The following is a 25,963-nucleotide window of genomic DNA, read 5'->3' as shown; positions in this document are numbered from 1 at the left end:
CACATCGGTTACGCGTTGCGCCAGAGGTTTCTCCCCATGGACGGCAGGGGCATGCGAGCGGGCATGTCCGTCACCGATCCCGACGTCCCCGATCCGCTCAACGACCCCCGCACCCTGCAGGCCGATCCCGGCGCGCACGGCCAGGGCGACGACCTCGCCTCGGCCGCCGACGACCCGGAGACCGCCGGCGAGGACGAGCTGGCGACCAGCCAGAACCTGCCCGACGAGGCGGGCGGCGGCGACGTCACGGGCGGCATGGCGTCCGAACCCTGACCCGCATGTGACGGAGCGGTCCTCCTCGGGTATCCGCGCGGTGTACCGATCGCGTCGAGTCGTCGAGGAGGACCGATGGCCACGGGTGAGACCGGTTTCGAGGACGTCTACTACGACCTCATCTCGGTCCAGTACCACTCGCTCAAGGCCGGGCACGACTACGGCCAGTACGTCCGCGACGCCGAGAACGCCGGCCTGGACGACGTCGCGGGGTTCTTCCGCGAGGTGATGGAGCAGGACTCTGCGCGGGCGAAGCGCTGCCACGAGTTCCTGGGCCGGCTGCAGGGCACCGACCAGGCCGGACCGGCCGCGCGATGATGGCCGGGTGATCCGTACACCGCTGACCCGCTGGTTCGACCTGACGACGCCGGTCATCGGTGCGCCGATGGCCGGTGTCTCCGGCGGGGCGCTCGCCCGCGCCGTCTCCGAGGCCGGTGGTCTCGGCATGATCGGCGTGAGCGGCCGGCACAGCGCCGAGTTCGTGGCGGAGCAGTGCGCCCTGCCCGCCGAGGCCCAGCTGCCCTTCGGCGTCGGGCTGATGATCTGGACGCTGGCGGAGCGGCCCGAGCTGTTCGAGGCGACGGTCGCCGCGCAGCCGAGCCTCGTGTCGATGTCCTTCGGCGACGCGGAGCCGTACGTCGGCCCGCTGCACGACGCCGGGATCGCGGTCGCCGCGCAGGTGAACACCGTCGCCGACGCCCGGCGAGCTGTCGACGCCGGCGTCGACGTCCTGGTCGCGCAGGGCACCGAGGCGGGCGGGCACACCGGTCAGCGCGCGCTCCTGCCGCTGCTGCAGGAGGTGCTCGCGCTCACCGACCGCCCCGTCGTCGCCGCCGGCGGGATCGCGACGGGCCGCGCCATGGCCGCGATGCTCGTCGCGGGTGCGGCCGGGGTGTGGGTCGGGACGGCGCTGCTGGCCTGCACCGAGGGGCTCAACGGCTCCGCCGCCCGCGAGCGGATCCGCGAGGCCGACGGCGACGAGACGGTGCTGACCCGCGCCTTCGACGTCGCCGAGGGCATCGCCTGGCCCGAGCGCTGGCCCGGGCGGGCGCTGGTCAACGACTTCAGCCGGGAGTGGCACGGCCGGGAGGCCGAGCTGGTGGCCGACGACGCGGCGCGGGCGCTGGTGGTCGAGGGCCGGCGCACGGGCGATCCCGCGCACGCCCCGCTCTACGCGGGCGAAGCGGTCGGCCTGGTCACCGCCGAGCGATCAGCGGTGGACGTCGTCCGGGAGCTGGACGCCGATGCCGAGAAGGCGCTGCGCGCGGTGCCGAAGCTCCTGGGCTAGACCGCGCAGGTGCCGTCCTCGCAGCCCTCGGCGGCCGGGACGGTGAGCAGCGGGTGGGCGTCGGCCCACGCCCGCTCGAGGACCTGCAACAGCAGCTCGGCCGGCTGCGCACCCGCCGCGCCGTACTTCCGGTCGACGACGAAGAACGGGACGCCGGTCGCGCCGAGCGCCTGGGCGATCGCGCCGTCCTGGCGGACGGCGGAGAGGTAGCGGCGGTCGGCGAGCGCCTCGCGGACCTCCGCCTCGTCCAGGCCGACCTCGAGGGCCAGCGGCACGAGGTCGTCGACGGAGAAGACCGAGCGGCCCTCCTCGAAGTACGCGTGCAGCAGGCGCTCCTTGAGCTCGTTGCGCGTGCCGTGCTCGGCGGCGAGGTGGAGCAGCTCGTGGGCGAGCAGCGTGTTCCCGCTGATCCCGTCGGCCAGGTGGTAGTCGAGGCCCTCGCCGGCGGCGATCTCCTCGACACGGGCCATGTTGGCGCGCATGTCCTCGACGCTGGCGCCGTACTTGGCGGCCAGCGCGGGCAGGGTCGGGTGCGTCTCGCCCTCGGGGACGGAGGGGTCGAGCTGGAAGGACCGCCACACGACCTCGACCTGGTCCCGGTGCGGGAACTGCTCGAGGGCGCTCTCCAGGCGGCGCTTGCCGATGTAGCACCAGGGACACACGACGTCGGACCAGACCTCTACCTGCATGCCCGCCCCAACCTCGTTGCAGGTTCAAGCATTCCGGCCGCAGCAGTGCGTGGGTCAGTCATGTCGGCTTCTCAGCGGCTGTAGGGGAGGTCGAGCCCGTGCTCGGCCATCATCTCCTCGTACGCCGACAACCAGCTCCTCACCGTTTCCACGGCATGGGGATCGGGTGCTCCGCTCTCGAGCTCTTCGAGCAGGTTGAAGAGCGTGTCGCCCTGCACCAGGAGACCCGGGAATCGTCGTCCTTCACCGTGGACGAGCTGCACGTTGCCGCGCACACCGAGCCAACGAACCATCGACATAAGGGCTCCCTCGAGTGACGAATCGCAGCGTGTCGTCGGACAGCTCCTCGCGCAAGAACCGCGGAGCGACGTGGCGCAGCGCGCGGCGGCGCAGGTCAGCCGGTCGTGGGCGGGTGCACCTCGGCGCGCGCCCGGCGGTCCCCCCGCGTCGGGTCGAGGAAGACGTAGCGGACGCCCTCGTGCCGGGCCACCAGCCGTCGCTCGGCCTCGTCCGACGCCCGCTCGACGTCGGCGACGGTCGAGGCGTCGTCGAAGTCGACCTTGGCCGAGACGATGAGCTGGCCCGGGCCGATGACCGTCGTCAGAAGGAACGGCACGTCGCTGACCTGCGGGAGCGCGAGGATCTCCTGGCGCAGCTCCTCCTGCAGCCCCGGCGCGATCGACTGCCCGATCAGCAGCGAGACGTTCGCCTTCGCGAGCGATCCGGCGACGAGCAGCAGGAGCACGCCGATCGCGATGGCCGCGACGCCGTCCCAGAGCGGATCACCGGTCACCTGCTCGAGGAACAGGCCGAGCGCGGCGAGCACCAGACCGACGAGGGCGGCGCTGTCCTCGAAGGTCACCGCCTTGACCGTCGTGTCCGACGTCTCCCGCAGGTACCGGCGGGGCGTCGTCCCCCACCTTCGGGCGGAGCTGCGCACCTGCCGCACGGCCTTGACCAGCGACGTGCCCTCGAGCACGAAGGAGATCGCCAGGACGACGTAGGCGATGAGCGGGTCGCCCTGCTCCTCGCCCTCGAGGATCGTGGTGACGCCCTGCCAGAAGGAGAACCCGGCGCCGAGGGAGAACGTGGCCAGGCAGGCCAGCAGCGCCCAGAAGTAGGTCTCGCGGCCGTAGCCGATCGGGTGCCGCTCGTCGGGCGCCTTGGTCCCGCGCTTGAGCGCGACGAACAGCAGCACCTCGGTGATGGTGTCGGCGAGCGAGTGGGCGGCCTCGGAGAGCATCGCCGAGGAGTGGCTGATCAGGCCGCCGACCAGCTTGGCGACCGCGATGCCGAGGTTGGCCAGGCCCGCGACGACGACGGTGCCGGTCGACTCGCTCCCCGAGCCCTCCCCGGCGTCCTCCGCCAGGACGTGGTCGGGGGCCGGAGCCGGTTGCGTCATGCACCCACCGGTGCCCCCGCGGCGGCGCGGTCATGCGGCGCCGCGGGGGGTCGTCAGCGGACGCCGACGAGGTCCACCACGAAGACGAGGGTGGCGCCGGGCTTGATGACGCCGCCCGCGCCGCGCTCGCCGTAGGCCTTGTGCGCGGGGATGGTCAGCCGGCGGCGGCCGCCGACCTTCATGCCGACGATGCCCTCGTCCCAGCCCTGGATGACCATGCCGACGCCCACCCGGAACTCCAGGGGGTCGCCGCGGTCCCAGGAGGCGTCGAACTGCTCGCCGCCGTCGTGCGTCACGCCGACGTAGTGGGCGCTGACGAGGCTGCCCGGGGTCGCCTCGGGTCCGTCGCCGACGACGATGTCCTCGATCACGAGGTCCTCCGGGGCCGGCCCGGTGGGGGGCTCGACGTCCGGTCGGCTCAGCTCGGCCACGGTTCTCCCTCCTGCACCGGGGCTCTCCCGGCGCCGCACCCATCCAAGCAGCGGCCGGGAGGCCCCGCTCAGACGCGGTCCAGCCGCCCCGGCGCGGGGACGACGTCGAGCGGGTGCGCGATCTCGTCCGAGCGCAGGTGCCAGGCCGCGATCGCGACGACGGCCACGACGGACGGCGCGAGGGCGGCTACCAGGAACGTGGTCCGGAGGCCGATGTGCTCGCTCACCGGTCCGGCCAGGGCCATCGACACCGGCATGAACGACAGCGACACGAAGAAGTCCAGGCTGGAGATGCGCCCGAGCATCGCGGTCGGGACCCGGCGCTGCAGCAGCGTGCCCCAGATGACCGCCGCCGCCGAGAAGGCCGCGCCCATGACGAGCCCCGCGGCCAGCTTCGGCCAGAGCGGCGTGCTGAACCCGAACACCGCGAGCGGCACGCAGCCCAGCCCCCACAGCAGGTTCGTCGTCGTCAGGTAGCGCCGGGGCAGCCGCAGCGAGCCGACGACGAGCGAGCCCACGGCACCGCCCGCACCGAAGGCGGCGACCACGAAGGCGTGCTGGTAGGGGCCACCTCCGCCGTCCTTGATCGCGAAGGGGACGAGCACCTGCAGCGGGCCCATGAATGCCAGCACGGTCGCCGACGCGAACAGCAGGGTGGCCAGCAGCCACGGTGTCCCCACCATGTAGCGGAACCCCTCGCGCACGTCGGCCAGCAACCCCGTCGGCGTCCCGTCGGCCTCCCGCGGCGCGGTGACCGGCAGCGCGGCGACGGTCGCCGCCGCGGCGAACGCCGCCAGGGCCGCGGCGCCCAGGGCCGCCCCCGGGTGCAGCGACGCCACGAGCAGGCCGGCGAGAGCCGGGCCGGCGCCCTGCGAGAGGACCGGGCGGAGCACGCCCTCGAGCCCGTTCGCCGCCAGCAGTTCGTCGGTCGGGACCAGCAGCGGGACGAACGCCGAGTAGGCCGGGTAGTACAGGCCCATCGCGCAGCCGCCCACGAGCGACACGAGCGCCAGGTGCCAGAGGGCCAGCGACCCGGCGAGCGAGAGCACTGCCACCACGGCGGTGGGGGTGGCGAGGGTCAGGGCCACGCCCAGGAGCAGGTGCCGCTGCGGCAGCCGGTCGGCCAGGGCACCGCCGAGCAGCGTGCTCGTCAGCGTTCCGACGGCCGCGAGGGCGGTGACCAGCGACAGGGCGGCCGGGCCGCCGTCGAGGGCGACGACCTGCCAGACGACGCCGACCGTCCAGAGCCCCGAGCTGAGGAGGGACAGCGCCAGGGAGGTGGCCAGCCGCCGGTAGTGCGGGTGCCGCAGCGGTGACAGGGCGCGCGGCAGGGTGGGCACCCCGCCATCGTGGGTGACCGCTGCCGCCGGACGCACCGGATTTCGCGGTCGGCGCAGGCCCGGGTGCGTCCTGTCCCCACCCGCCACTAGCGTCGCGGCATGCTCGATCACCTGGCACTGCAGTGCACCGACGTCGGCGCCGCGGCGGAGTTCTACACCCGCGTGCTCGCGCCCTGCGGTGTCCGCGAGCTGATGCGGTACGAGGCGCCCGGGGGTGGTGGCTCCGTCGTCGGCCTCTGCGGGCCGGACAACTTCCCGCGGCTGTGGCTCGGCAGCGCCGTCGACACCGGGCACCGCCCCGTGCACCTGGCCGTCTCCGCGCCGTCGCGCGAGGCGGTCGACGCCGTCTTCGCGGCGGCACGGAGCGCCGGGACGGAGATCCTGCACGAGCCGCGCGTCTGGCCGGAGTACCACCCGGGCTACTACGCCGTCTTCTTCCGCGACCCCGACGGCAACAACGTCGAGGCCGTGCACCACACGTTCCCGGGCTGATGGAGCCCGCCCCCTGGTGGACCAGCGCGGTGGCCTACCAGGTCTACCCGCGCTCCTTCCAGGACTCCGACGGCGACGGCATCGGCGACCTCGGCGGCATCCTCCAGCGGCTGGACCACCTGAGCGACCTCGGCGTCGACGTCCTGTGGCTCTCGCCGGTCTACCCCTCGCCGCAGGCCGACAACGGCTACGACATCAGCGACTACCAGGGCATCGACCCGCTCTTCGGCACCCTCGAGCAGCTCGACGAGCTCATCGAGGCCCTGCACGTGCGCGGGATGAAGCTGCTGATGGACCTGGTGGTCAACCACACCAGCGACGAACACCCCTGGTTCGAGGAGAGCAGGGCGTCGCGCACGTCCGCGAAGCGCGACTGGTACTGGTGGCGGCCGCCGCGCGGCGGGTTCGCCGGCGGCGACCCGGGTGCCGAGCCGACCAACTGGCAGTCGTTCTTCTCCGGGCCGACGTGGGAGTACGACGAGGCCAGCGGCGAGTACTACCTGCACCTGTTCGACCGGAAGCAGCCCGACCTCAACTGGGAGAACCCGGAGGTCCGGCAGGCCGTCCACGCGATGATGCGCTGGTGGCTGGACCGCGGGGTCGACGGCTTCCGCATGGACGTCATCAACATGATCAGCAAGGACGTCGCGGACGACGGGCACCTGCACGACGGCCCGCCGATCCCGGGGACGTCGCTCGGCGACGGGTCGGCGTCCTACCTGTGCGGGCCGCGGATCCACGAGTTCCTCGCCGAGATGCACCGCGAGGTGTTCGCCGGGCGTGACGGAGCGTTCCTCACCGTCGGCGAGATGCCCGGCGTGACCGTCGAGGAGGCCCGGCTGTTCACCGCCCCGGACCGGGCCGAGGTGGACATGGTCTTCCAGTTCGAGCACGTGGGCCTCGACCACGGGTCGTCGAAGTGGGACCTGCGGCCGCTGCGCATGCGCGACCTCAAGGCCTCCTTCGGCCGCTGGCAGGCCGGCCTGGCCGACGTCGGCTGGAACTCCCTCTACTGGGACAACCACGACCAGCCGCGGGCGGTCTCCCGGTTCGGCGACGACTCACCCGAGCACCGCCGGGACTCCGCCACCTGCCTGGCCACGCTGCTGCACCTGCACCGCGGGACGCCCTACGTCTACCAGGGCCAGGAGCTCGGGATGGCGAACTTCCCGTTCACGAGCGTCGACGACTTCCGCGACGTCGAGTCGGTCAACCACTTCGGGACGGCGATGGTCGCGGGCGAGGACCCGGCGCGGGTGCTGGCGGCGATGCGCCGGATGAGCCGGGACAACGCCCGGACGCCGGTGCAGTGGGACGCGTCGCCGAACGCCGGCTTCACCACCGGGACGCCGTGGCTGCCGGTCAACCCCGACCACGTCCGGTGGAACGCCGAGGCCCAGCGCGACGACCCGGGTTCGGTGCTCGCCCACTACCGGCGGCTGATCGCCCTGCGCCACCAGGAGCCCGTCGTCGCGCTCGGCGACTTCGCGATGCTGCTGCCCGAGCACGACGACGTCTACGCGTTCACCCGCACGCTGGAGAGCGAGGTGCTGCTGGTCGTGTGCAACGTCAGCGCGAGAACCCACCGCCTGCTCGACCTGCTGCCGCAGGCGCGGGCAGGCCGGCTGCTGCTGGGCAACCTCCCCGACGAGGACCCCGACCTGCTGCGCCCCTGGGAGGCGCGCGTGCTCCGCATCGACTGACCCCGGGAAAGGTGTCGGCATCCCGGCCCGGCGACGCCTAGGGTCTCCTCCTCGTGGGCCGGATCGTCGACGCGGTGCTGCCGGCCCGGATGGGGACGTCGTTCCGCTGGCTGGTCGGCTCGGCGTGGGTCGGCAACCTCGGCGACGGCATCGCCCTGGCCGCGGGCCCGCTCCTGGTCGCCTCGCAGACCTCCGACCCGTTGCTGGTCGCGCTCGCCGGTCTGCTGCAACGCCTGCCGTGGCTGCTGTTCGGCCTGCACGCCGGCGTCCTGGCCGACCGCGTGGACCGGCGCCTGGTCGTGATCGCTGTCGACCTGGTGCGCGCGCTCGTCCTGGTGGTCCTCGTCGGGGCGCTGGTCACCGGCGCGGTGGACACCACCGTCGTCCTGGTCGCGATGTTCCTGCTGGGCACCGCCGAGGTGTTCGTCGACACCACGAGCGCGACGCTCCTGCCGATGGTGGTGCCGCGGGCCGATCTCGGGATCGGCAACGCCCGCATGATGACCGCGACCATCACCATGAACCAGCTCGTCGGGCCCTCGGTGGGGGCGGTGCTGTTCGCGCTGGGCATGGCCTGGCCGTTCGTCGTCCAGGTGGTCTGCCTGCTGCTGGGCGCCCTGCTGGTCTCCCGGATGGTGACCCCCCGGTTGCCCGCGCCGGAGGGGCCCCGCCACGTGGGCCGCGACATCGCCGAGGGCTTCCGGTGGACCTGGCACAACCCCGCGGTCCGCACGCTCACGCTGGCGATCGTCACCTTCAACGTCACGTACGGCGCCGCCTGGTCGGTGCTCGTCCTCTACGCCACCGACCGGCTGGGCCTCGGCCCGGTCGGCTTCGGCCTGCTCACCACGGTGGGCGCCCTGGGTGGGATCGCCGGGACGGCGGGGTACGACTGGCTGGAGCGCCACGCCAGCCTGGCGGGGATCATGCGGGTCGGCCTGGTCGTCGAGACCCTCACGCACCTGGGCCTCGCCGTCACCACCACGCCGTGGGTCGCGATGGTGATCATGTTCGCCTTCGGGGTGCACGCCTTCGTGTGGGGGACGACGTCGCGCACGGTCCGGATGCGGGCGGTGCCGCACCACCTCCAGGGCCGGGTCGGCAGCCTGTACTCGATCGGCGTCTTCGGCGGCATCGTCGCGGGCCAGGCGCTCGGCGGGGTCATCGCCCGGATCTGGGGCATCACCGGGCCGTTCTGGTTCGCCTTCGTCGGCTCGGCGCTCATCCTCGCGCTGATCTGGCGGGAGCTCGCGCACATCGCGCACGCCGACGAGGAGGCGCTCGCGGCGGGTGCTTGACTCTCGACCTGGTCGAGGCCGGACGGTCGGTCATGTGGAGGAACACGTGCGGGGGATCGGTCAGACGGCCCGGGAGTCGGGTCTCACGGTGAGCGCCCTGCGGTTCTACGACGGCGCCGGGCTGCTCGTGCCGGCCCACGTCGACCCGCGGAGCGGTTACCGCTGGTACAGCGACGACCAGGTGCTGACCGCCCGCCTCATCGCCCGGTTGCGCCGGGTCGGCCTGCCCCTGGCCGACATCGGGCGGGTCCTCGAGCACCGCCGGGACCCCTCGATGGTGGACGAGGTCCTCGCGGCGCACCTGACGCGCCTCGAGGACGGTCTGGCCGACGCCCGCCGCGAGCTCCTCCACGCCCGAGCCCTACTCGACCAGGAGAAGCACGTGACGACAGTCCGCACCACCGCCGCCGAGCTCGCCGCCGCCCTGCGCGCCGTCCGCTACGCCGTCGGCACCGATTCCGAGCTGCCCATGCTCACCGGCGTCCTGCTGGACGCCGACGACTCCGCGGCGCGGCTGGCCGCGACCGACCGCTACCGCCTGGCCGTGTCGACGCTGTCCGGGGCCGAGGTCAGCGGAACCGTCAGCGCCCTCCTCCCCGTGGCCCTCGTGGACGACGTCCTCGCGGGCATCGCCGAGGACGGCCCGGTCACCCTCCGGCTCGACGGGGACGACGTCGGCGTCGAGCTGCCCGGCCGGACCGTGACCGGGCGGCGGCTGGACCACGACTTCCCCGACTACCGGCGCGTCCTGCGGGACTCCGCCGCCCACCGGCTCGACGTCGACGTCGCCGCCCTGCGCGAGCAGCTGGCCACCTCGCCCACCCGCACGGTGCCGACCGGCCCGGACGGCGCCGAGGAGACCGCCACCGTGCTCACCCTCGGCCCGGTCGAGATGGGCGTGAACCGGGAGTTCCTGCTGGAGGCACTCGAGGTCGGCAGCGGTGGGCAGCTGGTGCTCGAGCTCGACGGCCCCATTGCCCCGCTGGCGCTGCGCGACCCCGCCCGCCCGGACGACGTCACCATGCTGATGCCCATCCGCCTGCCGTGACCGTGCACCGGTCCACCTCATCCGCGCCCGCTGAGGTGGACCGGCGCACCACCGCTCAGGACAGCGGCGAACGCGGGAGCAGGCGGTCGCTGATGATCCGCTTCTGGATCTCGCTGGTGCCCTCGAAGATCGTGGTGAGCCGGGCGTCGCGCCAGTGCCGCTCGACCTGCCGCTCGGTGGTGTAGCCGTTCCCGCCGTGCAGCTGCATGGCCTGGTTGGTCACGCGGATGGACATCTCGGTCGCCTCGAGCTTCACCATCGAGGCCTCCTTGTGCACCGGCAGCCCGAGGTCGAGCAGGTGGGCGACCTGGCGGTAGAAGGCGCGGGACTGCTCGATCTGCGCGGCCATCTCGGCCACGGCGAAGCGCAGCGCCTGGAAGTCGCCGATCGGGTGGCCGAACTGCTCGCGCTCCTGCAGGTAGAGGATCGAGTCCTCCAGCGCGGCGCGCGCCAGCCCGACGGCCCGGGCGGCGGTGTGCACGCGGGCGGTGTTGAGGAACTTCTGCGCCTCGGCGAACCCGGCCTGCTCGGCCGCCTCGCCGTCGGCGTCGCTGTCCTCGCGAGCGGCCTTCGCCTGGTCGATCACGTTCTCGCGCGGGATGCGGACGCCGTCGAAGGTCAGGTCCCAGGTGAGGAAGCCGTGGTACCCGATCTTGTCGATCGGATGCCCGGACAGCCCCTCGGGGAACTCCCCGCGCTCCTTCTCCAGCAGCAGGTTGAGCAGGCCGGCCGAGCGCGACTCGCCCTCCTCCGGCTCGCGCTCGCGCACGAGCACCTGGATGAAGTCGGCGGCCTTGGCGTTGCCGCACCAGCGCTTGCGGCCGGTCACCACCCACTCGTCGCCGTCGAGCACCGCCCGGGTCTGCACACCGGCCAGGTCCGAGCCGGCGTCCGGCTCGGACAGCGCGATGGCGCCGATCCAGTCGCCGCGGGCGCTGCGGGCCATCAGGTCGTGCCGGCGGTCGGCGTCGGGCACGGCCGTGCCCAGGCCCTGCGACCGGGCCAGGATGCTGGCCGTCGACATCCAGGCGCGGGCCAGCTCCTCGCTGACCATGCAGTACTCGAAGACGCCGAGGCCCAGCCCGCCCTGCTCGGCGGGGACGGTGATGCCGAAGTAGCCGAGCTCGGCCAGCCGGGACAGCAGCGACGCCGGGATCTCGCCCTTGTGCGGGTCGAGCTCGTTCGCGACCGGCAGCACCTCGTCCATCGCGAACCGGCGGGCCTGCTCCTGCAGCTTCTCCCGCCCGGGCGTGTGCCACGGCGGCAGCAGCGCCGGCGGCTCGGGCTGCAGCGTCTCGGTCTCGTTCGACGTCATCGTCGTCTCCTCGGCGGCGCGGGGATGATCACGTACACCTTGGCGGCTGGGCATGCCCGCCGCATGCCGCCGTCACCCGTGAGGTGAGCAGCCTCACCCGGCATGATCACCGGCGTGAGCACCCCCGGCATCGACGTCCCCGACTCCCGCGGCCGCACCGGCCTGGACCGGGTCGGCCGCGACCTGACCGGCAACCCGGACGTCGTCGTGGAGGACGTCGAACTGCTGGCCGCGGCGTGGCACGTGCTCCGGAGGACGACGATCCGGCGTCGGCGCAGCGACGGCGAGTGGGTGACCGAGCAGCGCGAGACCTACGACCGCGGCAACGGCGCGACCCTGCTCCCCTACGACCCGGAGCGCCGCACCGTGCTGCTCACCCGCCAGTTCCGCTACCCGGTCTACGTCAACGGCCACCCCGACGGGATGCTCGTCGAGGCCGCTGCCGGGCTGCTCGACGACGACGCACCCGAGGTCGCCATGCGCCGCGAGGCGGAGGAGGAGCTCGGGGTCACCCTCGGCGAGGTGCGGCACGTCTTCGACGTGTTCATGAGCCCCGGGTCGGTCACCGAGCGGCTGCACTTCTACGCGGCGCCCTACCGGCCCGGTGACCGCACGGGCGCCGGTGGCGGGCTCGAGGAGGAGGGCGAGGACATCGAGGTCCTGGAGCTCCCCTTCGACGAGGCGCTGGACATGGTCGACGACGGCCGCATCGCCGACGCGAAGACGATCATGCTGCTGCAGTGGGCCGCCCTGCGCGGCCCCTTCCGTGCGTCATCGCGATGACGCACGGTCCCGGGCCAGGCCGACGTAGTGCTCGACCAGCGAGGCGTCGTCGACCGCACCGGTGTTGACCGCGCGCGCCGGGTCAACGCCCTGGAACAGCTTCTTCAGCGGCACCTCGAGCCGCTTGCCGGTGCGGGTGTGCGGAACGCCCGGCACGGCGATGATCTCGTCGGGCACGTGCCGCGGCGACGCCTGCTCGCGGATCGCCGTCCTCAGCCGCCCCGCCAGCTCGTCGGTGAGCTCCTCCCCCGGTGCCAGCTGCACGAACAGCGGCATCCAGTAGCCGCCGTCGGGCTGCTCGACGCCGAGGACGACGCAGTCGAGCACCTCGGGCACCGACTCCACGGCCGCGTAGATGTCCGCCGTCCCCATGCGCACGCCGCCGCGGTTGAGCGTGGAGTCCGACCGGCCGGTGATGACGCAGGTGCCGCGCGACGTGATCTCCAGCCAGTCGCCGTGCCGCCAGACGCCGGGCCACGGCTCGAAGTAGGCCTCCCGGTACCGCGCGCCGCCCGGGTCGTTCCAGAAGTAGAGCGGCATCGAGGGCATCGGCTCGGTGACCACCAGCTCCCCGAGCTCGCCGACCACCGGGTGGCCGTCCTCGTCCCACGACGCCACCGCCACCGCGAGGTTCGGCCGCTGCAGCTCGCCGGCGACGACCGGCAGCAGCGGTGAGCTGCCGATGAAGCCGGTCGCCACGTCGGTGCCGCCCGAGGCGGAGGTCAGCTGGAGGTCGGTGCCGACGGCGTCGTAGACCCAGTGGTAGGACGCCGCGGGCAGCGGGGATCCCGTGCACCCGAGCACCCGGAGCGCGGAGAGGTCGTGGTCGTCGCCGGGCCGGACGCCGGCCTTCTGGCAGGCGGCCAGGTACCCGGGGCTCGTGCCCAGCACGGTGACGCCGACGCGGGCGGCGAGCGCGAACTGCGCGTCGACCGCCGGGTACGCGGGCGCGCCGTCGTGGACGACCGCCGTCGCCCCCGACAGCAGCGAGGACACCACGACGTTCCACATCATCCAGGCGGTCGACGTGTACCAGTAGAAGCGGTCGCCGGGGCCGAGATCCTGGTGCAGCAGCCCCGACTTCAGCTGCTCGAGGACGACGCCGCCGTGCGGGTGGACGATGCCCTTCGGCAGCCCCGTCGTCCCGGACGAGTAGAGGATCCAGAGCGGCGAGTCGAACGGCAGCGCCTCGAACACCGGCTCCTGCTCGTCCCGCACGGCCTCGGCCCACGGCAGCGCGCCGTCGGGCACCTCGCCGGGGAAGAGCCGGGGGACGGCGACCGTCGTCCGCACCGTCGGCAGGCCGGCCCGCAGCTCGGCGACGACGTCGCGCCGGTCGTGCTCCTTGCCGTTGAACCGGTAGCCGTCGACGGCGACGAGGACGACCGGCTCGATCTGGGCGAACCGGTCGAGGACGGCGCGGGTGCCGAAGTCGGGCGCGCACGAGGACCAGACGGCGCCCACCGCGGCGGCGCCGAGGAAGGCGACGATCGCCTCCGGCACGTTGGGCAGGTAGCCGACGACGCGGTCCCCCCGTTGGACGCCGAGGCGGCGCAGCGTGGCGGCGAAGGCGCCGACCTGCATCCGCAGGGCCGCCCACGGCACCTCGACCGGCTCGGCGTCCTCGGCGACCACGACCAGCGCGGGCCGCTCGTCGGTCGCGTGCCGCAGCGCCTGCTCGGCGTAGTTGACCGTCGTCCCGGGGAACCAGACGGCGCCGGGCATGCTGCGGTCGGTGAGGACGCGGTCGTCGGGCACGTCCAGGAGCCCGGCCCAGCGGGCGAGGTCGCCCCAGAACTGGTCGAGGTGGTCCACCGACCAGCGCCAGAGCGCGTCGTAGTCCGTGGGGTCCCCGAAGGAGAGGCCCCGGCGCTCCTCCACCCAGCGGGCGAAGGCGGCCATCCGGGTGTTCCGGATGCTCTCGGGGGTTGGCTCCCACAGCACGTCGGTCACCCCTCGACCATGCCATCCTGGGCGGCGTGGAGCCCGACGAGCGCAACGTGCTGGGCGGCCCGCTGGAGCCGTGCGGGACCGAGCCGCTCACCGGGTTCTACCGCGACGGCTGCTGCACCTCCGGTCCCGAGGACCTCGGCTCGCACACCGTCTGCGCCGTCGTCTCCGCCGACTTCCTGCGGATGCAGCGCGACCTCGGCAACGACCTGTCCACCCCGCGGCCGGAGTACGGCTTCCCCGGGCTGCAGCCGGGAGACCGCTGGTGCGTCGTCGCCGTGCGGTGGCTGCAGGCCTACCAGGCGGGCGCGGCGGCCGGCGTCGTCCTGGCCGCCACCAACGCCCGCGCCCTGGAGATCGTGCCGCTGGAGGCGCTGCGCCAGCACGCCGTCGACGTCCCCGACGACGTCAGCGGTCTGGAATGAACGCCGGCCGGGAGGCGCTGGGCGGGTCATGAGCGACCTCCTCGACCTGCCCGTGTCCACGCTCCAGGGCGAGCCGACGACGCTGCGCGAACTGACCGGCGGCGGGCCGGCGCTGCTCGTCAACGTGGCCAGCCGCTGCGGGCTCACCCCGCAGTACACCGCCCTCGAGGCGCTGCACGAGGAGTACGCCGCGCGCGGGTTCACCGTGATCGGCCTGCCGTGCAACCAGTTCATGGGCCAGGAGCCGGGGTCCGCCGAGGAGATCGCGGAGTTCTGCTCCGCCACCTACGGCGTCACCTTCCCGATGACCGAGAAGATCGAGGTCAACGGCGCGGACGCCCACCCGGTCTACCAGCAGCTCACCGCCACGCCCGACGCCGACGGGAAGGCCGGCGACGTCGCCTGGAACTTCGAGAAGTTCCTGCTGAGCGGGCAGGGCGAGGTCGTCGCCCGCTTCCGGCCGCAGACGCTGCCCGACGCCCCCGAGGTGCGGGCCGCCATCGAATCGGTCCTGCCGGGCTGAGCCTGCCGGGTTACGTTCGGGCCGTGGCCGACGCCGATCTGCACTTCTACTTCGATCCGGTCTGCCCGTTCGCGTGGATGACCAGCAAGTGGGTCCGCGTCGTCGCCGCCCGCCGGGACTACCGCGTCGACTGGCGCTTCATCTCCCTCCGGCTGCTGAACGCCCACGTCGACTACGACGCCCACTTCCCGAGCGACTACGAGGTCGGCCACACCGACGGGCTGCGCCTGCTGCGGGTGGCCGCGCGTGTGCGAGCCGAGCACGGGCCGGACGCCGTCGCGCCCCTCTACGAGGCCCTGGGACGGCGGATCTTCGAGGTGCACCCGGCACCGGGCGCGGGCGAGCGGAGCAGCCGGGACTTCGTTCTCCCCGTGCTCGCCGAGGCCGGGCTGCCGACGGACGTCGCCGGCGCCCTGGACGACGAGACGCTCGACCCCGAGCTGCGGGCCTGGACCGACGAGGCGCTCGCGCTGACCGGCAAGGACGTGGGCACGCCGATCCTGCACTTCCGGCCGCCGGACGGGGTGGCGTTCTTCGGGCCGGTCATCAGCCGGCTGCCCGAGGACGACGACGCCGTCGAGCTGTGGGAGCACGTCGTGGCACTCGCCGGCTTCCCCGGGTTCGCGGAGCTCAAGCGCAGCATGCGCGAGCGGCCGCAGCTGCTCGCGTTCGGCGTCCGCGCGGGTGAGACGGGGGTCGAGGAGGACTGGCACGGCGGCAGCCGCCGGCAGAAGCGGTAGCGCGCTCCGCGGCCGACCCAGGAGAGTAGGTAAGGTAAGCCTTCCTTACCGCACAGTCCCGGGAGCCGCACGTGACCGCCGCGACCGCTGCCCCGACCCGGGGCCCCGCGGCAGCGCACCGGCCCGCGCGTACGCGGCGGTGGATCGGTCTCCTGGTCCTCCTCGCCCTCACGGTCGTGGCCTGCCTGGTGAGCATCGCCATCGGCACCCGCTCGATCGGGCTCGGCGAGGTGTGGCGGTCGCTGCTCGACAGCGGGCTCAGCACCGAGGAAGCAGTCATCGTCCGCCAGCTCCGCGTGCCCCGGACCGTCCTCGGCCTCATGGTCGGGATGGCGCTCGGCGTGGCCGGCGCCCTCATGCAGGGGCACACACGCAACCCGCTCGGCGACCCGGGGCTTCTCGGCGTGACCGCCGGCGCGAGCCTGGCCGTGGTCCTGTCCATCGCGTGGCTCGGCATCGGGACGCCGTCGGGCTACGTCTGGTTCGCCTTCCTCGGCGCCCTGGCCGGCACTGTCGCCGTCTACGTCCTGGGCTCCGCCGGCCGCGGGGGCGCCACGCCGGTCACGCTGGCGCTCGCCGGCGCCGCCCTGTCCGCGCTGCTCTACGGCCTGGTGCGCGCCGTGCTGGTCTCCGACCAGCAGACCCTGGACCAGTTCCGCTTCTGGGTGGTCGGCGCGCTGGCCGGCCGGGACGCCGACGTCGCCTGGCAGGTGGGCCCGTTCATCGCGCTCGGCCTGCTGCTCGCCGTCGTCAACAGCCCGGCGCTGAACCTGCTCGGCCTCGGGGAGGACGTCGCCCGCGGCCTGGGCCAGCGGATCTGGCTGGCGCGGGCGGTCGGGCTGGCCGCCATCACCCTGCTGGCCGGCGCCGCGACGGCGGCGTGCGGGCCGATCGCCTTCGTCGGCCTGGTCGTGCCGCACGCCGTCCGCGCCGTCACCGGCCCCGACCACCGCTGGCTGGTCCCCTGCTCCGCCCTCGCCGGCGCGGTCCTCCTGCTGACCGCCGACGTGATCGGCCGGGTCGTGGCGCGGCCGGGCGAGCTGCAGGTCGGCATCGTGCTCGCCCTGATCGGGGCGCCGTTCTTCATCGCCCTCGTGCGCCGCCGGAAGACGGCCGGGCTGTGACCGTCACCGCACCCCCGCCGGCGCCGCTGCGCAGCGGCACCGTCGTGCGCGTCGGCCGGGTCTCGGGGATCGTGCGCTGGCGCCAGCTGGTCGTGCCGCTGGCCGCCTTCGTCGTCCTGGTCCTGCTGTCGGCGGTCAGCCTCGGCCGCGGCGACTTCCCGATCAGCGTGCCCGACGTGCTGCGCACGCTGGTCGGCCTCGGCGAGGGGGCGCAGGACTTCATCGTCCTCGAGCTCCGGGCACCGCGGATCGCCGTCGGCCTGCTCGTCGGCCTGGCGCTCGGCGTCGCCGGTGCGCTGTTCCAGACCTTCGCCCGCAACCCGCTCGCCTCCCCCGACACCCTCGGCATCACCATGGGCGCCTCCGTCGGGGCGGTGGCCGCCATCGTGCTGAGCTCCGGCAGCGCGGTCGCCGGCCTCGGCATCCCCGTCGCCGCGCTGCTCGGCGCGCTCCTGGTCGGGGTGCTGCTGTTCGTGCTGACCTGGCGGGCCGGCATCGACGGCTACCGCCTCGTGCTGGTCGGCATCGCGCTCTGGTCGGTGAACACGGCTCTGGTCGACTGGCTGCTCACCAACGCCGAGATCTACGACGCCGCGTCGGCCTACGTCTGGATCACCGGCTCGCTCAACGCACGCACCTGGGACAACGCGCTGCCCCTGGCCCTGGCGCTGGCGGTGCTCCTGCCCCTGGCGCTGGCGGCCAGCCGCTCGCTCGCCGTCCTCCAGTTCGGCGACGACACCGCGCGCGGGCTCGGCGTCCGGCTGCCGCTGGCGCAGACCGCCGTCGTCCTCGTCGCGATCGCCTGCGTCGCCTTCGCCGTGTCGGCGGCCGGTCCGATCACGTTCGTGGCGCTGGTCGTCCCGCAGATCGCGGTCCGGCTGACGGGCGGCTCCCGCCCTCCGCTGCTGGCCTCCGGGCTGCTCGGGGCGGCGCTCGTCGTCGGTGCCGACCTGGTGACCCGCACCGTGCTGCCCGAGGCGCTCCCCGTCGGGATCCTGACCGCCGTCCTCGGCGCCCCCTACCTGCTCTGGCTCCTCGTCCGCGGAAGGCGGCGATCGACGGTATGACCCAGGTCCTGGACCCACGGACGGCGGGCGGACGGGTCCGTCTCGCCGCCGAGCAGGTCACGCTCGCCTACGACGACCACGTCGTCGTCCGCGACCTCGACCTGCAGCTGACCGAGGGCTCGTTCACGGCCATCGTCGGCCCCAACGGCTGCGGCAAGTCCACGCTGCTGCGGGCGCTCGGCCGGCTCATGCGCCCCACGGGCGGCCAGGTGCTGCTCGACGGGCAGGCGATCGTGAAGACGCCGACCCGCGAGGTCGCCAAGGTGCTGGGGCTGCTGCCGCAGGCGCCGGTCGCGCCGGACGGGCTGACCGTCGCCGACCTGGTGGCCCGGGGCCGGCACCCGCACCAGAGCTGGCTGCGGCAGTGGTCCCGGGACGACGAGGCCGTGGTCTCCGAGGCGCTCACCTGGACCGACATGGCGGAGCTGGCCGACCGGCCGGTCGACGAGCTCTCGGGCGGGCAACGGCAGCGGGCGTGGATCTCCATGGCGCTGGCGCAGGGCACCGACCTGATCCTGCTCGACGAGCCGACCACCTACCTCGACCTCTCGCACCAGATCGACGTCCTCGAGCTGGTCGGCCGCCTGCACGCCGAGCGCGGGCGCACCGTCGTCGTCGTCCTGCACGACCTCAACCTGGCGGCGCGCTACGCCCACCGGCTGGTGGCCATGAAGGACGGCGCCCTGGTGTCGTCCGGCCGCCCGGAGGAGGTGCTGACCGAGCAGCTGCTGGCCGACGTCTTCGACCTGGAGGCCCGGGTGCTGCCCGACCCGGTGACCGGCACCCCGATGGTCGTGCCCGTCCGCCGGCTGCGCTGACCCCGCATCCGGCGTCTAGTTAGGGCAGGCTAACCTTCCTCGCGACTGGGATGATCATGCATCCCCTCACCCGAGGGAGTTCCGTTGCACCGCACCTCTCGCCGCCTCCTCGGCGGCCTCCTGGCCCTGGGCGTGACCGTGGGCCTGTCCGCCTGCGGCGACGACCCCGCGGACGACACCGGCACCGCGTCCACCGGCGGCTGGTCGTTCACCGACGACCTCGGCACCACCGTCGAGCTCGACGAGGCGCCCACCCGCATCGCCGGGCTCAACGACCTGGCCGCGTCCCTGTGGAACTACGGCGTCGAGCCCGTCGCGACCTTCGGCCAGACCTCCGCCGAGGACGACGTCGCCTTCGACGGCCGGGACCTCTCCGACGTCGCGATCGTCGGCAGCGCGTACGGCGAGATCGACCTGGAGGCGCTGGCCGCCGCCGACCCCGACCTGATCGTCACCACGATCTACCCGGCCGACTCCACGGGCGACATCCCCGAGGGCACCGCCGGCTACGGCTTCAACGACATGGCGCAGCAGGAGCAGGTGGCCGAGATCGCGCCGATCGTCACCATCGCCTACCGCGGGTCGGCCGCCGACGTGATCGAACGGGTCGTCGACCTGGCCGAGGCGCTCGGCGTCGACACCGAGGGCGGCGAGGTCGCCGACGCGCGCGCCGACTTCGAGGCCGCGTCCGAGCAGCTCACCGAGGCGGCCGCCGGCGGTATCAGCGTCCTGCCCGTCTACGCCACCGAGGCCGACGGCTGGTGGATGGCCAAGGCCGCCGACGACCCGCAGCTGCGGCTCTACCAGGACCTCGGCGTGAACTTCGTGGACCCGGGCGGCGACGACTACTTCTGGCACTCCGTCGGCTGGGAGGAGGTGCCCGGCTACCCGAGCGACGTGCTGCTGTACTCGCTGCGGTTCAGCATGTCGCCCGAGGAGATCGCCGCCCAGCCGACCGCGGCGCTGCTCCCCGCGGTGACGGCCGGGCAGCTGCACCCCTGGAAGTACATCGGTCCCGACTACGTCGCCCAGGCCGCCTACATGGAGGAGCTGGCGGGCTACCTGACCGAGGCGCAGAAGGTCACCTGATCGCGGCCCACGGCGGCGCTGCTACGACGACAGCGCCGCCGGGGTCTCCGGCACCGGGACCTCCCGGGCCCGCGCGGTCTGGGCCAGCACGATCCCGGTGAGGACGACGACGCCGCCGAGCACCTGCCAGCCGCTGAGCACCTGTTCCACCCACAGCCAGGCCACGATCGAGGCGAACACCGGCTCCACCGTGGCGACCAGGCCCGCCGCGGTCGGCGGGAGGTGGCGCAGCGCGGCGATGGACAGCCAGAACGGGACGACCGCGCCCAGGACGACGATCCACGCCACCAGCAGCCACAGCGGCAGCTCCACCGAGCCGACGGAGACCGGCACCCGCTCGGCGAGCACGCCGGCGTCGAACTGCCACCAGGGGGCCGCCACGGCCCAGAAGACCGCCGCGGACACGAAGCTCCAGCAGGTGAGCGCCACCGGGTCCCGGGTGGTCGTGCCGCGCTCGCCCAGCAGGTAGTAGGTGGCCAGGCAGAGCGCGGCCAGGAGCGCCGCCCCCACGCCGATCGGGTCGAGCGAACCGCCGTCCTGCCACACCTCGGCCACGAAGACCAACCCCGAGAGCGAGAGCAGCAGCGCGAGCCAGAGCCGGCTGCGGACCTGCTCCTTGCGCACCAGCCACACGTAGAGGGCGATGAACACCGGGGCGGTCATCTCGAAGACCAGCGCGATGCCCACCGGCATCCGGCCGATGGCCACGTAGTAGAGGTACTGGGTGAGCGCCACCCCGACGACGCCGAAGACGGCGAGGAACGGCAGCTCCCGCCAGGTGACCCGCAGCCGCTGCGGCGCGACCAGCGCGAGGACCACCAGCAGCGCGACGGCGGCGCCGGTGCAGCGCAGAGCCGTGAGCCGGGTCGGCGGGATGCCGGCCTGCAGCGCCAGTGTCGACACCGTCCCGTTCACGGCGAAGAACCCCGCCGCAGCCAGCGTCAGGGCGTAACCGAGGGCGGGGCGCGGGGTGCGGGGCACACGGGGAACGTAGTCCCCAATCGTACGGTTGCCACCTACCTGCCCGACGTCCCAGCGATTTCCCAGGTCGACCGGGTTCCCTGGAGGGGTGACGGCGGACGGCGGAGAGGACACGCCGGGCCGCTGGTCGGACCGGCGCCGGCGGACGCTGCTCGGCCTGGCGCTGGGCATCGTGGCCGGCGGGCTCGGTGCCGTGGCGCTGCCGGCCCAGTACGGCGTCGGGGCCGGCTTCCTGGCGCTGCTGTGCGCGTTCCTGTTGGTCGCGGCCACCGCCGTCTTCGTCGTCGTCCCCGGCCCCGGGACGGCGGGCACGCTGCTGCGGTCGCCGCCGCTGGCCGGCGCCGCGCTGGTCGTCGCCGTCCTCCTGCTGCTGTCCACCCCCGACGACCTCCGCCGGCTGTGGTGGGCGGCGACGGCCGTGTCGGCGGTGTGGACCGGGGCCGCCACCTGGGAGGCCCGCCGGGGGGCCGGCTGACGGGGAGGAGAGACTGCGGGCATGGAGCTGCCCGCTGCCCTCTACGAGCCCACGGACGACGGCTTCCGCGCCACCGCGCTCACCATCGGCCCCTGGGACACCGGCCTCCAGCACGCCGGCCCCCCGGCAGCCCTGCTGCTGCGCGAGGCGGAGCGGGCCGGTGCCATCGAGGGCGGCCAGACCGTGCGGATGGCCTACGACATCTTCGCGCCGGTGCCGGTCGGCGAGGTGTTCCTGCGGTCCTCCGTCGTCCGCCCCGGCCGGCGGATCGAGCTGGTCGAGACGGTGCTCACCGCGGCCGACGAGCGGCCGCTCATGCGGTTGTCGGCCTGGCGGATGCGCACCCGCGCCGACGGCGCCGCGTCCGAGGTGCCGGCGGAGCACCCCGCGGCCGCCGCACCGGACGACAGCCGGGAGGAGGTCGCCGCCTTCTTCACCGCCGACGTCGCTTACCACCGGGCGCTGGACTGGCGGTTCCCGACCGGCAGCTTCAACTCCCCCGGGCCCGCGTCGGCGTGGACCCGGCCGCGGTGCACCCTGGTGGCCGGCGAGCCGATGACGCCGCTGCAGCACCTGCTGGTCATGGCCGACGCGGCCAGCGGGATCTCCGCCCAGCTGGACTGGACGCAGGCGACCTTCGCCAACGTCGACCTGCTGGTGTCGCTGCACCGGGCACCGCGCGGGGAGTGGCTCGGCATGGACGCCGTCACCACCCTCGGCGGCACCGGGGCGGCGCAGTGCACGGCGGTGCTGTTCGACGCCGACGGCGCCATCGGCCGCTCGGCGCAGTCGCTGTTCGTCGAGCCACGCTGACCGCGTGCGGCGGCGCCGGGCGCGACCAGGCAAGGTGGACGTGATGACACGGCGAGGAGCGGGGGCGGCATGGAAGCGCTGACCGAGGTCAGGGACTGGCTCTCGGGCCGGGGCCTCGAGGTCGTGCTGATCGTCCTCGGGTCGGTGCTGCTGGCGCGGTTCGTCTCGTGGCTCGGCGGCCGGATCACCGAGCGGATCGACGCGCGGTCCACCGGCGGCGACGCGCTGGTCCGGTCCGAGGCGGCGAAGCACCGGCACTCGCTGACCCAGGTGCTCACCTGGGCCGCTGTCGTGCTCATCTACTCGATCGCGGTGTTCTTCGTCCTCGACCGGCTGGGTGTGCCGGTGACCGGCCTGGTCGCGCCCGCCACGGTCCTCGGCGTCGGCCTGGGCTTCGGTGCGCAGCGCATCGTCGGTGACGTGCTGGCCGGCTTCTTCATCATCACCGAGCGGCAGTACGGCTTCGGCGACGTGGTCGCCATCCAGGTCGTCGGCGGTGGCGACCCGGCGACGGGCACGGTCGAGGACGTCACGCTGCGGGTCACTCGCGTGCGCTCGGCGAACGGCGAGGTGGTGACGGTGCCCAACGGGCAGATCGTCAAGGTCGTCAACCTGTCGCGCGACTGGGCGCGGGCGGTCGTCGACGTGCCGATCCCCACGTCCGTCGATGTGAACCGGGTGAACGAGATCCTCCGCGACGTCGGCCGGGATGCGTTCCGCGACCCGGCGCTGCGGCCGCTGCTGCTCGACCCGCCGAGCCTCATGGGCGTGGAGAGCCTCGACCTGGATCAGGTCAACGTCCGGATGGTGGCCCGCACCCTTCCCGGCAAGCAGTTCGAGGTGGGCCGTGACCTGCGGGCGCGCGTCGTCCTCGCGTTCCGGAACCAGGGCATGAACGTGCCCCCGCCGACCACGGTCGCCGCGGCGGCGAACGGCGACGGCCCCGCGGAGGAGCAGCCATGACCGACCCCTCGACGACCGGTGACCCGGCGACCGGCGACCAGCAGGTGGCCGCCCCGACGGTCAGCACCGCGCCCGCACCGGGTGGCGCCCGGGGCTTGTTCCGCCGCATCCCCGGGCACCTGGGCCGGGCGCGGACCTCCACGGTGGTCCTGGCCGTCCTCTTCGTCGGGATCTACGCGCTCTACCTGAACGTGAAGCCGCCCGCGCCGGGGACCGCGTCGACGTCCACGCCCGAGACCAGCACCTCGGAGCCGGCGCCCGCCCCGGAGACGACGGCTCCCGAGACCCCCGTCGAGCCCACGACGCCGGTCCCCCGGCCGACGACCAGCGAGCCGACCGACGCGCCCGAGCCGACGACGTCCGGGGAGCCGACCGGCACCACGGTGCCGGAGGGGACGGGGGAGCCGTCGCTGCCGACGACGAGCGTGCCCCAGACCCGCGGCAGCACCCCGACCCTGCAGAGCCCGCCGGGCTGACCGACCGTCAGAACGAGGTGACCACGGCGATCCCCGGCCGGCGGCCGACGTCGGCGAGCGCGGCCGGGGCGTCGTCCAGGGAGAGCTGCCGGGTGACCAGGCGGCCCGGATCGAGCCGGCCGGCGGCGATCAGCCCGAGCAGCTCGGGGTAGGCGTGCGCGGCCATGCCGTGGCTGCCCAGCACCTGCAGCTCCAGGGCGATGATTCGCTCCATGGGCACCTCGGCCCGGCCCTGCTCCGGCGGGAGCAGGCCGACCTGCACGTGCCGGCCGCGCGGGCGCAGGCTCCGCACGGAGTTCGCGCAGGTCGACGGCGCTCCCAGGGCGTCCAGGGACACGTGCGCTCCTCCGCTGGTCAGCTCGAGGACGGCGGCCGGTACGTCGCCCGCGCCGTCCACCGCGTGCTCGGCGCCGAGCTCGCGGGCGAGGTCGAGCGCGGCCGGGGAGACGTCGACGGCGACCACCCGGGCCCCGGCAGCGACCGCGATCTGGACGGCGGAGAGGCCCACCCCGCCGCAGCCGTGCACCGCGACCCACTCCCCCGCCCGCACCCGGGCCACCTGCGCCACGGCGCGGAAGGCGGTGGCGTACCGGCAGCCCAGCGCCGCGGCGGTGGCCAGGTCGAGGTCCTCCGGGACGGCGACGAGGTTGACGTCGGCCGCGTCGAGGGCGACGAACTCCGCGAGCGAGCCCCAGTGGGTGAAGCCGGGCTGGGTCTGGCGGGCGCACACCTGGTGCTCCCCTGCCGCGCACTGCGCACAGCGCCCGCAGGCGTTGACGAAGGGCACGGTCACCCGGTCGCCGACCCGCCAGGTCCGGACGCCGGCGCCCACGGCCGACAGCGTGCCGGCGAGCTCGTGCCCCGGGACGTGGGGCAGGACGACGTCGGGGTCGTGGCCCTGCCAGGCGTGCCAGTCGCTGCGGCAGATCCCGCTGGCGCCGACCTGCACGACCACGCCGTCCGGGGCCGGGTCGGGAGCAGGGACGTCCCGGACCGCCAGGGGGCCGGCGAAGGACTCGAAGAGCAGCGCACGCACCCCGTCAGCCTGCACCGGCGGGTCCGTAGGGTCGGCGGGGTGTCCACCCTGACCGTGGCCGGGCGCCATTGCCTTTACTCCAAGGTCCTCAACTTGGGCACTCCGTGCGCCGCCGCAGCGACAGCGGAAACGGCCAAGATGCCGTCCGTCACTGAGCCCGTTGCCAGGGTCACGGACACAACGACGGCTGCGCCTATGCCGAAGCGCCATGGCCGTTCCCACCTGGGGGTTCGCCCCTCCGGCGGGTCATCCCCTGGCCCCCGGTCGTTGCCCAACCTGTGGCGTCGGTGTTTCATGAGCGACGTCTCCTAACCCACCCAGGTAGAGACGAGGGACGGGTCTCCTGTTGGCGCAGGGGGCCCGTTCTGCTTTGTGCACTTCGGACCCGCGACTCGTCGAACGTCTGTCCTTACAGCGCTGTATCTCACCGCTGCTGGGAGCGTAGGCACGTGAATAAGGGCGGGTCCAACACCCGTGTGCACGTCGATCTGCACAACTTGTGGACAAGTCGGTGGATTCACGCCTGACAACATGTGGAGACATCGGGGGACGCCTGCGTCCGCGTCGTCCACAACCCGCAGTTGAGCTGCTCGAACGGCGTGGACAGTCTGTGGACGAAGAAGAATCGCCCAAACTTTCCGTGAGACACCTCCGACGAGGGCGCGAGGCCTTGCCCTGGGGCGGTACCTACGATCGGCGGGGTGTCCACCCTGACCGTCGCCGGGCGCTTCTGCGGCCCGCCGGGGACCGCCAACGGCGGCTACCTGGCCGGTCGGCTCGCGGCCGTGGTCGGCGCGCCCGCGGTGTCCGTGCGGCTGCGCCGGCCCACCCCGTTGGACCGCCCGCTCGAGGTCCGGACGACGGCCGCCGCCGCGGAGCTGCTGGACGGCGACGAGCTGCTGGCCACGGCGCTGCCGGCCGACCTCGACCTCGACGTGCCCCCGCCGCCCTCGCCCGCCGAGGCGGCGGCCGCGCAAGCGGCGCTGCCCCCGCGGACCGGCCACCCCTTCCCGCGGTGCTTCGGCTGCGGCCCGGCCCGCGTCCCGGGTGACGCGGTCGCGGTCTTCGTGGGGCCGCTGCCCGACCGGCCGGACCTGTGGGCCGGGATCTTCCGGCCGACGGCGGAACTGCCGTCGACGGACGGCGTCGCGGCGCCCGAGACCGTCTGGGCGGCACTGGACTGCCCGTCGTTCCAGCCCATCGCGTCCACGGCGCCGCACCTGCTGGGCACCATCACCGCCCGCCAGGACGCGGCCGTGCGGCTGGACACCGACCACGTCCTGCTCAGCTGGCTGATCGCGCGGGACGGCCGCCGGATCACCACCGCCTCGGCGCTGGTCGCCCCGGACGGCGCGGTCGCGGCGCGGGCGCAGGCGATCTGGTTCGAGGTCCTGCCCGCCTGAGGCGGGTGTTTCACGTGG

Annotated in this window: 29 protein-coding genes; 20 read left to right on the top strand and 9 right to left on the bottom strand. The window is 73.9% G+C overall.

What is annotated here, in order from left to right:
- Window positions 1–36: 36 nt before the first annotated feature.
- The 3 genes from DCS98_RS07350 to DCS98_RS07340 all read left to right on the top strand — a co-directional run bounded on the left by DCS98_RS07350 (window position 37) and on the right by DCS98_RS07340 (window position 1,561).
- Window positions 37–273, top strand: coding sequence for a hypothetical protein (locus DCS98_RS07350; protein ID WP_241037331.1), 237 nt, complete (start codon window positions 37–39; stop codon window positions 271–273).
- 75 nt (window positions 274–348) lie between these two features.
- Window positions 349–591, top strand: coding sequence for an acyl carrier protein (locus DCS98_RS07345; RefSeq protein WP_116450743.1), 243 nt, complete (start codon window positions 349–351; stop codon window positions 589–591).
- Window positions 592–598: 7 nt separating this feature from the next.
- Window positions 599–1,561 (top strand): NAD(P)H-dependent flavin oxidoreductase, encoded by a 963-nt coding sequence (locus DCS98_RS07340; RefSeq protein ID WP_116450742.1) that lies wholly within the window; start codon window positions 599–601, stop codon window positions 1,559–1,561.
- On the opposite strand, the gene DCS98_RS07335 is transcribed toward DCS98_RS07340, so the two are convergent.
- The 5 genes from DCS98_RS07335 to DCS98_RS07320 form a co-directional block, all read right to left on the bottom strand.
- Complete coding sequence (locus DCS98_RS07335) at window positions 1,558–2,250, bottom strand: DsbA family oxidoreductase (RefSeq protein ID WP_116450741.1); 693 nt, start codon at window positions 2,248–2,250, stop codon at window positions 1,558–1,560. The two genes, DCS98_RS07340 and DCS98_RS07335, sit on opposite strands and share 4 nt — an antisense overlap.
- 71 nt (window positions 2,251–2,321) lie before the next feature.
- A complete protein-coding gene (locus tag DCS98_RS22895) occupies window positions 2,322–2,549 on the bottom strand; it encodes a DUF6959 family protein (RefSeq protein WP_164704447.1) in 228 nt (75 codons plus the stop codon).
- A 95-nt stretch (window positions 2,550–2,644) separates the two neighbouring features.
- Window positions 2,645–3,652, bottom strand: a complete 1,008-nt coding sequence (locus DCS98_RS07330) for a cation diffusion facilitator family transporter (protein ID WP_116450740.1) — start codon at window positions 3,650–3,652, stop codon at window positions 2,645–2,647.
- Window positions 3,653–3,705: 53 nt separating this feature from the next.
- Window positions 3,706–4,083 carry an FKBP-type peptidyl-prolyl cis-trans isomerase gene (locus DCS98_RS07325; protein WP_116450739.1) on the bottom strand — a complete coding sequence of 126 codons (378 nt, stop codon included), beginning with the start codon at window positions 4,081–4,083 and terminating at the stop codon, window positions 3,706–3,708.
- 68 nt (window positions 4,084–4,151) lie between these two features.
- Window positions 4,152–5,423, bottom strand: a complete 1,272-nt coding sequence (locus DCS98_RS07320; RefSeq protein ID WP_116450738.1) for an MFS transporter — start codon at window positions 5,421–5,423, stop codon at window positions 4,152–4,154.
- 99 nt (window positions 5,424–5,522) lie between these two features.
- Here DCS98_RS07320 and DCS98_RS07315 point away from each other — a divergent pair, with 99 nt between their 5' ends.
- Genes DCS98_RS07315 through DCS98_RS07300 form a run of 4 tightly spaced genes read left to right on the top strand, consistent with a single transcriptional unit; the run spans window position 5,523 to window position 9,964 of the window.
- Complete coding sequence (locus DCS98_RS07315; RefSeq protein WP_116450737.1) at window positions 5,523–5,915, top strand: VOC family protein; 393 nt, start codon at window positions 5,523–5,525, stop codon at window positions 5,913–5,915.
- Complete coding sequence (locus tag DCS98_RS07310) at window positions 5,915–7,618, top strand: glycoside hydrolase family 13 protein (RefSeq protein WP_116450736.1); 1,704 nt, start codon at window positions 5,915–5,917, stop codon at window positions 7,616–7,618. Before DCS98_RS07315 ends, DCS98_RS07310 begins: the two co-directional genes overlap by 1 nt.
- Window positions 7,619–7,671: 53 nt before the next feature.
- Window positions 7,672–8,916, top strand: a complete 1,245-nt coding sequence (locus tag DCS98_RS07305; RefSeq protein ID WP_206340145.1) for an MFS transporter — start codon at window positions 7,672–7,674, stop codon at window positions 8,914–8,916.
- Window positions 8,909–9,964: a DNA polymerase III subunit beta family protein gene (locus DCS98_RS07300; protein WP_164704446.1), complete on the top strand. Its 1,056-nt coding sequence runs from the start codon at window positions 8,909–8,911 to the stop codon at window positions 9,962–9,964. Before DCS98_RS07305 ends, DCS98_RS07300 begins: the two co-directional genes overlap by 8 nt.
- Window positions 9,965–10,019: 55 nt before the next feature.
- Here the strand turns inward: DCS98_RS07300 and DCS98_RS07295 are convergent, their stop codons facing one another.
- The gene (locus DCS98_RS07295) at window positions 10,020–11,279 is read right to left on the bottom strand and encodes an acyl-CoA dehydrogenase family protein (RefSeq protein WP_116450734.1); all 1,260 of its coding nucleotides are present in this window, start codon (window positions 11,277–11,279) and stop codon (window positions 10,020–10,022) included.
- A 114-nt stretch (window positions 11,280–11,393) separates the two neighbouring features.
- On the opposite strand from DCS98_RS07295, the gene DCS98_RS07290 reads away from it, so the two are divergent.
- Window positions 11,394–12,062, top strand: coding sequence for an NUDIX domain-containing protein (locus DCS98_RS07290; RefSeq protein WP_241037329.1), 669 nt, complete (start codon window positions 11,394–11,396; stop codon window positions 12,060–12,062).
- On the opposite strand, the gene DCS98_RS07285 is transcribed toward DCS98_RS07290, so the two are convergent.
- The gene (locus DCS98_RS07285) at window positions 12,051–14,015 is read right to left on the bottom strand and encodes an acetoacetate--CoA ligase (protein WP_241037326.1); all 1,965 of its coding nucleotides are present in this window, start codon (window positions 14,013–14,015) and stop codon (window positions 12,051–12,053) included. The two genes, DCS98_RS07290 and DCS98_RS07285, sit on opposite strands and share 12 nt — an antisense overlap.
- 26 nt (window positions 14,016–14,041) lie before the next feature.
- Here DCS98_RS07285 and DCS98_RS07280 point away from each other — a divergent pair, with 26 nt between their 5' ends.
- The 7 genes from DCS98_RS07280 to DCS98_RS07250 all read left to right on the top strand — a co-directional run bounded on the left by DCS98_RS07280 (window position 14,042) and on the right by DCS98_RS07250 (window position 19,798).
- The gene (locus DCS98_RS07280) at window positions 14,042–14,437 is read left to right on the top strand and encodes a DUF2237 family protein (RefSeq protein ID WP_116450732.1); all 396 of its coding nucleotides are present in this window, start codon (window positions 14,042–14,044) and stop codon (window positions 14,435–14,437) included.
- 28 nt (window positions 14,438–14,465) lie between these two features.
- Entirely contained in the window at window positions 14,466–14,960 is a 495-nt protein-coding gene (locus DCS98_RS07275) for a glutathione peroxidase (protein WP_116450731.1), read from the top strand.
- A gap of 23 nt (window positions 14,961–14,983) precedes the next feature.
- Window positions 14,984–15,700 (top strand): mycothiol-dependent nitroreductase Rv2466c family protein, encoded by a 717-nt coding sequence (locus DCS98_RS07270; RefSeq protein WP_116450730.1) that lies wholly within the window; start codon window positions 14,984–14,986, stop codon window positions 15,698–15,700.
- A 71-nt stretch (window positions 15,701–15,771) separates the two neighbouring features.
- A complete protein-coding gene (locus DCS98_RS07265) occupies window positions 15,772–16,824 on the top strand; it encodes a FecCD family ABC transporter permease (protein WP_116450729.1) in 1,053 nt (350 codons plus the stop codon).
- Window positions 16,821–17,891: a FecCD family ABC transporter permease gene (locus DCS98_RS07260; RefSeq protein ID WP_116450728.1), complete on the top strand. Its 1,071-nt coding sequence runs from the start codon at window positions 16,821–16,823 to the stop codon at window positions 17,889–17,891. Before DCS98_RS07265 ends, DCS98_RS07260 begins: the two co-directional genes overlap by 4 nt.
- On the top strand, window positions 17,888–18,709 hold the full coding sequence (locus DCS98_RS07255; protein ID WP_116450727.1) for an ABC transporter ATP-binding protein: 822 nt from the start codon (window positions 17,888–17,890) through the stop codon (window positions 18,707–18,709). The genes DCS98_RS07260 and DCS98_RS07255 overlap by 4 nt, the downstream gene beginning before the upstream one ends.
- Window positions 18,710–18,793: 84 nt before the next feature.
- Window positions 18,794–19,798, top strand: a complete 1,005-nt coding sequence (locus DCS98_RS07250) for an ABC transporter substrate-binding protein (protein ID WP_116450726.1) — start codon at window positions 18,794–18,796, stop codon at window positions 19,796–19,798.
- A gap of 21 nt (window positions 19,799–19,819) precedes the next feature.
- Here DCS98_RS07250 and DCS98_RS07245 read toward each other — a convergent pair whose 3' ends face one another.
- Window positions 19,820–20,779: an EamA family transporter gene (locus tag DCS98_RS07245; RefSeq protein ID WP_116450725.1), complete on the bottom strand. Its 960-nt coding sequence runs from the start codon at window positions 20,777–20,779 to the stop codon at window positions 19,820–19,822.
- Window positions 20,780–20,867: 88 nt separating this feature from the next.
- Here DCS98_RS07245 and DCS98_RS07240 point away from each other — a divergent pair, with 88 nt between their 5' ends.
- From DCS98_RS07240 to DCS98_RS07225, 4 genes are all read left to right on the top strand, one after another.
- Entirely contained in the window at window positions 20,868–21,254 is a 387-nt protein-coding gene (locus DCS98_RS07240) for a hypothetical protein (RefSeq protein WP_116450724.1), read from the top strand.
- Between the two features lie 21 nt (window positions 21,255–21,275).
- Complete coding sequence (locus tag DCS98_RS07235; RefSeq protein ID WP_116450723.1) at window positions 21,276–22,067, top strand: thioesterase family protein; 792 nt, start codon at window positions 21,276–21,278, stop codon at window positions 22,065–22,067.
- A 69-nt stretch (window positions 22,068–22,136) separates the two neighbouring features.
- Window positions 22,137–23,030, top strand: coding sequence for a mechanosensitive ion channel family protein (locus tag DCS98_RS07230; protein WP_116450722.1), 894 nt, complete (start codon window positions 22,137–22,139; stop codon window positions 23,028–23,030).
- Entirely contained in the window at window positions 23,027–23,506 is a 480-nt protein-coding gene (locus DCS98_RS07225) for an Rv3103c transmembrane domain-containing protein (RefSeq protein WP_116450721.1), read from the top strand. The genes DCS98_RS07230 and DCS98_RS07225 overlap by 4 nt, the downstream gene beginning before the upstream one ends.
- Before the next feature lie 7 nt (window positions 23,507–23,513).
- Here the strand turns inward: DCS98_RS07225 and DCS98_RS07220 are convergent, their stop codons facing one another.
- Complete coding sequence (locus DCS98_RS07220) at window positions 23,514–24,557, bottom strand: zinc-dependent alcohol dehydrogenase family protein (RefSeq protein WP_241037324.1); 1,044 nt, start codon at window positions 24,555–24,557, stop codon at window positions 23,514–23,516.
- Window positions 24,558–25,243: 686 nt separating this feature from the next.
- On the opposite strand from DCS98_RS07220, the gene DCS98_RS07215 reads away from it, so the two are divergent.
- Window positions 25,244–25,945, top strand: a complete 702-nt coding sequence (locus DCS98_RS07215) for a hypothetical protein (protein WP_116450720.1) — start codon at window positions 25,244–25,246, stop codon at window positions 25,943–25,945.
- The last annotated feature ends 18 nt before the right edge of the window (window positions 25,946–25,963 follow it).

The sequence above is a fragment of the Blastococcus litoris genome, from assembly GCF_003075095.1.
Taxonomy (GTDB): Bacteria; Actinomycetota; Actinomycetes; order Mycobacteriales; family Geodermatophilaceae; genus Blastococcus_B; species Blastococcus_B litoris.
This window is presented reverse-complemented; position numbering and strand designations above follow the sequence as displayed.

Coding starts and splice junctions, on each gene's coding strand:
- DCS98_RS07350 (WP_241037331.1), top strand. CDS start 37: ATGGACGGCAGGGGCATGCGAGCGGGCATGTCCGTCACCGATCCCGAC.
- DCS98_RS07345 (WP_116450743.1), top strand. CDS start 349: ATGGCCACGGGTGAGACCGGTTTCGAGGACGTCTACTACGACCTCATC.
- DCS98_RS07335 (WP_116450741.1), bottom strand. CDS start 2,250: ATGCAGGTAGAGGTCTGGTCCGACGTCGTGTGTCCCTGGTGCTACATC.
- DCS98_RS22895 (WP_164704447.1), bottom strand. CDS start 2,549: ATGTCGATGGTTCGTTGGCTCGGTGTGCGCGGCAACGTGCAGCTCGTC.
- DCS98_RS07330 (WP_116450740.1), bottom strand. CDS start 3,652: ATGACGCAACCGGCTCCGGCCCCCGACCACGTCCTGGCGGAGGACGCC.
- DCS98_RS07315 (WP_116450737.1), top strand. CDS start 5,523: ATGCTCGATCACCTGGCACTGCAGTGCACCGACGTCGGCGCCGCGGCG.
- DCS98_RS07310 (WP_116450736.1), top strand. CDS start 5,915: ATGGAGCCCGCCCCCTGGTGGACCAGCGCGGTGGCCTACCAGGTCTAC.
- DCS98_RS07295 (WP_116450734.1), bottom strand. CDS start 11,279: ATGACGTCGAACGAGACCGAGACGCTGCAGCCCGAGCCGCCGGCGCTG.
- DCS98_RS07275 (WP_116450731.1), top strand. CDS start 14,466: ATGAGCGACCTCCTCGACCTGCCCGTGTCCACGCTCCAGGGCGAGCCG.
- DCS98_RS07255 (WP_116450727.1), top strand. CDS start 17,888: ATGACCCAGGTCCTGGACCCACGGACGGCGGGCGGACGGGTCCGTCTC.
- DCS98_RS07235 (WP_116450723.1), top strand. CDS start 21,276: ATGGAGCTGCCCGCTGCCCTCTACGAGCCCACGGACGACGGCTTCCGC.
- DCS98_RS07230 (WP_116450722.1), top strand. CDS start 22,137: ATGGAAGCGCTGACCGAGGTCAGGGACTGGCTCTCGGGCCGGGGCCTC.
- DCS98_RS07225 (WP_116450721.1), top strand. CDS start 23,027: ATGACCGACCCCTCGACGACCGGTGACCCGGCGACCGGCGACCAGCAG.